The sequence below is a fragment of the Allocoleopsis sp. genome (assembly GCF_036703385.1).
Lineage (GTDB): Bacteria > Cyanobacteriota > Cyanobacteriia > Cyanobacteriales > Coleofasciculaceae > Allocoleopsis.
In genome coordinates this window covers 1-5,322 of record NZ_DATNPA010000253.1, presented here as the reverse complement: position 1 = coordinate 5,322, position 5,322 = coordinate 1, and the positions used below count along the sequence as shown (strand labels likewise).

Sequence of the window (5,322 nt, the reverse complement as noted above, 5' to 3'; positions counted from 1 at the left end):
ACGGCGCGGTAGGTGCTGTCATTGTTCTCCTGCTTTGGTTCCAAATAACTTCTCTGGTACTGTTATTAGGCGATCAGCTCAATGTTACAGTCGGAGAAGCGATGCAAAAGGCTCGATCCAAATCTCGACTGAAGAACGTTACTGGCAAGGAGCGATCGCAGAATTATTAACTTATGGGTAATCGGTAATAGCGTTGGCTTACTGTAGCAGTCGGTAAATCGTACTTGAACCCCTATAGTAACCATCAAAATCGATTCCAGATTCCCAGACAAAGCGGGCTTTAGAAGACGAGTTGGATAGCACTCTTTGACAACCCTCCGCTATCCCTACACCAATGTGAGCGTTGCTATGAGCAACTACTAAATCGCCAGCTTTAGCTTGAGATCGTTCAATGAGTTGACCTCGGCCTCCCTTGAGAGCTTCTACTAAAGATGGAACATAATTTGGATTCTCACCCAAAGCTGGGATTCCCGCTTGTCGTAAAACGCGGTTGAGCATCCAAGCACAGGCATTTCTTCCTCCATCAGGCCCTTGGGCGCTACTTGTACCTTTTAGGCTTAACGCTGCCGAGACAATTGTTTGATTGAGAGATTCTTGAACGGGTGGTGCTGAAGGTGGTGTATCTGCGGGTATGGTTTCCGGCATCACCGACACGGGTGTTGTTGCCATTTGCGGAAGAGTGGGTGTGGCTACTACCGTTGGGTTCTCTCGCCACCGACGTGCAAATTCGGCTAAGAGGTCTACAGGAAGTTGCTGTTGCAGCCAAGCGATCGCTAAATCTTGTTGGGGTAGTCGTTGATAGTAGTTGAGAGCATCCAGAAGCTGTAACGTGTCTTGCTGCTGTACCGTTGCCGTGTTCACACCGAGCAATTGCCCTGCATACGGGTTAGCGCCAATCCCTGGCGTACTGAACGCTGGCTCTACAACCATCGAACTGATTGGATTGGCTGTAGTTGATGTCTCCTGTAAACCTGTATCAATGAGTCCTTTGTAATAAAAATACCAAAGTAGTGCCGCTGCTCCTATTTGTTCCGATCGCGCATTCGGGTCAAAAAAATTATCGGCAACAAATTTCCCTCGATTGTTACCCGAACCGAAGTGATTGGTGCCATTCCAAAGATACTCGGAGTTCAGTCCGCGCAGGGCATAATTCCAGCCATTCCACGCTTCAAACCGCCACAGCCATGCCCCAATAGAGCGGTCTTGAGTTGTATCGAACAGCTTCCAACGCAAGGCATCGACGGCACTTTCCACAAAGGTATAGGCTAAGCCGTTGGCGGGTAGAGCTTCTGGTCGATTCGCTGGTTCATGAACAGTGCGATTTGTCAAGGGGTCGCCGTTATGCAGATGAGCCTCGCGAAACCCTAAGTCTCGGTAGTGTAGGATGCCGACAAACCACCAAGGGATGAAGGTTTGCCTCTCGATCTCTGCATAATGCGATCGCAGATTGATGATGGTTTCAGCAGTCCTGGCAAGGTGTTCTAGCCAGCTACTTCTGATTTGACAAGTTGCAAAAAGTTGTTCGTAGCGGGGTTTGAGAGCATAAAGCTGGAAATCATTCATAAGACTTCCTGAGAGTGGAGCAAACTAATTCGGTCGGCTGAACCTGTTAAAAATCTACCAAGGATTATTCTTGGGCTACAGAAAACTTGAAAAATAGTTAGATTTCGCGGTTCTCACCAGCAGATTCTCATAGCAATTTCCTAAATCCTTGCTGCATATCTTTCTCCCCGTCTCCCCGTCTCCCCGTCTCCCCGTCTCCTGACAGGTGTAGGTTTTTTACAACTAGGAGGAGTTAGGGTAGTAAAAAGCATCAACAGGAGTAGAAGGAAAAGAACTCCAGCGATGAAGACGAATAGGAATGTCATTCACGAGATTAGCAATGAGGGTAAGTAAACCCTGGAGAAAACAAGAAACTTGACGTAATGGTGGTGGATGAAGAGGCTGGGAGCAAGGGATGTGTTGAGAGGAAAGTAATTGATTTTCCGCATCGCCACCAAGCATCACCATCCAAAGAGTAGCAACAGCAATGGCTAACAACAGACGTTCAGCACGGTTGGGGTCGAGCAAACGAGTATGATGCCATTGCCAACCGTCAGATTTAAGATCGCGATAAACACATTCGGTGGAAGAACGTAGTCCATACCAGAGTGGGTCAGCTTGACTGGGAGCAAGGTCAGTCAGAATTAACCAAGGATCTTTGTAGCCAATGTCCCAACGAGCCAGTAACGTGCAGGGGAGTGGGTTGGTTTGAAAGCAAACAACTCGACCTGACCAGAGTTGTCCGGGAGTCCGAACAACCTCAGCCAGGGGACGCCATCTCTGATTGGGTGGAATGCGATAAGTGCCTTGATGATTAATCCGTAAAAACGGATGCCATCGAGCCTGGACAATCAGTTGATACAACCAAGGAGCATACAAGCCTCGGTCAGCCGTCACAATCACCTCAAAGCGGCTCGGAATTGCATCTTGCAGTTGTTCGATCAGTTTTTGCCAATGAGGTTTCCAACTGCCCGGTTCACTGGCTTTGACTACACACCAAGCCATCGGGATGCCACAGCCGGCCAGCATTATATTGAGCGATAAGACGACAAATTTATCACTGATACTTGTGGCGTCCAAGGCTAAGGCTATTTGCTCAATCTTTCTGGGCAGCAAGCTAATCACCCACCGCATTAACGGGGCAAAACAACTGCTGACATCCAGACTACAACGCTTGTTTCCTGTTTTAGCTGATGCCTCTTGATACCATTCTTTGAGTCGCTGACGTACTGTATTGGCCTTTTCTCCATTGATCTTGGCAATAAAGTTAGATACCTGGGTTAAGCTACTTGATTTGGTCATCACCATGCCAAAACTCCACGTCGCTAGTCCGGCGACTTGAGGCAGTGACAGATGATTCATCTGCTGTGACACTATACATGACCAATCTAAAAGATGCTTATTTGAAAGCATTTTCACTCCTAGATGCACCTAGGTTTCATCCTCTATTTTCACTCTCATGCTCATGACTACTCACTCTCTTGTAAAAAACCTACACCTGTCAGGGCCCTAAGGGAATTGTAGATAAGTATAAGGAAGCGATCGCGTCCCAGCTCAACTTGCTTAGGCGATCGTCTCTGCGGAGTACACTGAGCAGCCTACGAAACTGAGCTATGCACTAATATTGCGTGCAATAGCACTGCAAATGTTTTCTTTCCAGTCCTCGTCAGAAATTGTTAGCTCTTGGGGCTGACACTGCTTAATCTCAATCGCAATCAGTTGAGGCCGTTCCTGTTCTAAGTCTTCAATGTAACCGAGTTGAGAAAGCTGAGCTTCCCGATGACTGGCAAAAGGACCGAAGTAGTATGTACAGTCAGGCTTTTTTGTGACGATTTTAACCCACCAAGCCATTCCGATTGACTCTAAGTAAGACGTAAAAAACTCTTCAGTATTTTCTAAAAATTTGTTAACAATCGCTTGTAACAGCTTCAAGCTTGGTGTCCAGGAGCGTGCTTTTAACTGTTCTTTTGATAATGTTGCATCGAACATAATTATTGCCTAGCGATTAACGAATCTTTACCAAGTAGACCAGTAGACATCTCCAAAAAAGAGTCCGAAACCTATCTGTTACCTAAGGGTGTAAATCTAGTTTCTGGAGAGGTCTAATCGGGATATCAAGCCTGTCCGCCAAAGTGTTTTTTATCCTATTCATAATGTATAACTCAATACAGCGTGAAGTAGCACCTATCTTTAAGCAGATTTATTGAAACTTAGCACTAGAACTCAATATCCGTACCGAAGAAGACAGATTTTCCCAGCCGGATGAAGGTTTAGTCTGTTTTTACGGATACGATCGCGCTCCTGACTCAAGCTGGATTGCTGTCCGATTATTGCCAAACCTGTAGCAGTTCTCAATGATTTGTAAAAAAATAAACTATAGAGAACGCTCCCACAAATAGAAGAAGAAGGAATTTCAACAAGGCTTCTCCCTTAAAGCCAGCCAATCAAGTGGGAGATGCGTCTTACTTTTGAGTAAATTCAGCCATTCATCATTTAGCAATCAACAATGATGAGTGCTAACTCTTGAAGACCTACAAAAAGTGGAGAGTTAAGCAGTTTAGTGTTGGCACTCGTGAAGATTGAGTGCTAATTTTTTCCAAAGATATAACAATAGCTTACTGGACTCCAGCTCGAACTGTAAATCATACCAAGAACGCTAAAAAAGATACCTTCAGTTAGATGTTTACGATACATATTTTGTGACCATACTATTGATTAAATCGTCTTAGGATTTATATATAGATAGGAAGACAGCCATGAAATACACCTTTGAAATCTTGGGAATATCTCCTGTCCTAGACTTCTTCAATCATCAACAGAAGGTTTACCAGAGGGGAAGCTCAGTTGGCATAGAATATCTCGGAACCTATCAATGCTCTCTCGATGCTTTCCTGAAGTCGGTCGAGACTGTTTCCCCAACGCGAGGTTGGGAGCTAGATCGGGTTGTAGACACTGTGATTCAATTCTGGCTGAATCACTCTGAGCCGATTCGGTACTGGAGCGAGCGACTCCATGATGCGGGTCAAGAAAATTTATTAGTGGCAAGAGTTGCCGATATTCAATCATTAAAGGTTGAGTTTGAATCGTTGCTCGGTAACAATTCTTAAGACAAGGTTTGTCTCGTGCCGCTTAGAGTGGAGAGCGAACAGGGGAACTTACCGAAGCGATGAAAGACGATACGATCGCGATTACTGGTTTTCACGCTCATATTTACTTTGATGCGGCAAGTCGTGATGCGGCGGCGCGTGTACGAGAAGGATTGAGCGATCGGTTTGAGGTGCAACTTGGGCGCTGGCATGACAAGCCGATTGGGCCGCACCCAAAAGCGATGTATCAAGTTGCGTTCTTGCCGAATCAGTTCGGTAACGTCGTCCCCTGGTTAATGCTCAATCGTGAGGGGTTGGATGTGCTCATTCACCCTGAGACGGGGGATGATGTGGAAGACCATACGAATCATGCTCTGTGGTTAGGAGAGAAGCTAGAACTCAATATCGAGTTTCTTCGACAGGATTGTTTGTAGGGGCGATTCATGAATCGCCCCTACCATGTGTTCTAAGCAACCGAGAACCGCTACATAAACGAAACCCGCCTGCGCTGGTTCAAAATCCTTGATATTTCGTTAGTCCGCGCAGGCGGACTTTGTTTTTATAGCCGCGACTTCCAGTCGCCAGGGCTTAAATTTACACCAATGGAGCATGCCTTGCCCCTACAATCTGGGTATTTCACCTACTTGTGAACCGCGATATATCTCACTCTTCATCAATGACAGCATTGCGATCG

General features: G+C 46.0%; 5 protein-coding genes. 2 read left to right on the top strand and 3 right to left on the bottom strand.

Features of this window, described 5'->3' with window-relative positions; genetic code table 11:
- Window positions 1-198: 198 nt before the first annotated feature.
- From V6C93_RS12215 to V6C93_RS12205, 3 genes are all read right to left on the bottom strand, one after another.
- Window positions 199-1,563: a hypothetical protein gene (locus V6C93_RS12215; protein WP_333476935.1), complete on the bottom strand. Its 1,365-nt coding sequence runs from the start codon at window positions 1,561-1,563 to the stop codon at window positions 199-201.
- 222 nt (window positions 1,564-1,785) lie between these two features.
- Window positions 1,786-2,955, bottom strand: coding sequence for a transposase (locus tag V6C93_RS12210; protein ID WP_333476934.1), 1,170 nt, complete (start codon window positions 2,953-2,955; stop codon window positions 1,786-1,788).
- 198 nt (window positions 2,956-3,153) lie between these two features.
- Window positions 3,154-3,531 (bottom strand): DUF1816 domain-containing protein, encoded by a 378-nt coding sequence (locus tag V6C93_RS12205; protein ID WP_333476933.1) that lies wholly within the window; start codon window positions 3,529-3,531, stop codon window positions 3,154-3,156.
- Between the two features lie 767 nt (window positions 3,532-4,298).
- On the opposite strand from V6C93_RS12205, the gene V6C93_RS12200 reads away from it, so the two are divergent.
- Window positions 4,299-4,649, top strand: coding sequence for a hypothetical protein (locus tag V6C93_RS12200; RefSeq protein ID WP_333476932.1), 351 nt, complete (start codon window positions 4,299-4,301; stop codon window positions 4,647-4,649).
- Between the two features lie 59 nt (window positions 4,650-4,708).
- Window positions 4,709-5,062, top strand: a complete 354-nt coding sequence (locus tag V6C93_RS12195) for a DOPA 4,5-dioxygenase family protein (protein ID WP_333476931.1) — start codon at window positions 4,709-4,711, stop codon at window positions 5,060-5,062.
- The last annotated feature ends 260 nt before the right edge of the window (window positions 5,063-5,322 follow it).

Coding starts and splice junctions, on each gene's coding strand:
- V6C93_RS12195 (WP_333476931.1), top strand. CDS start 4,709: ATGAAAGACGATACGATCGCGATTACTGGTTTTCACGCTCATATTTAC.
- V6C93_RS12205 (WP_333476933.1), bottom strand. CDS start 3,531: ATGTTCGATGCAACATTATCAAAAGAACAGTTAAAAGCACGCTCCTGG.
- V6C93_RS12200 (WP_333476932.1), top strand. CDS start 4,299: ATGAAATACACCTTTGAAATCTTGGGAATATCTCCTGTCCTAGACTTC.
- V6C93_RS12210 (WP_333476934.1), bottom strand. CDS start 2,955: ATGCTTTCAAATAAGCATCTTTTAGATTGGTCATGTATAGTGTCACAG.
- V6C93_RS12215 (WP_333476935.1), bottom strand. CDS start 1,563: ATGAATGATTTCCAGCTTTATGCTCTCAAACCCCGCTACGAACAACTT.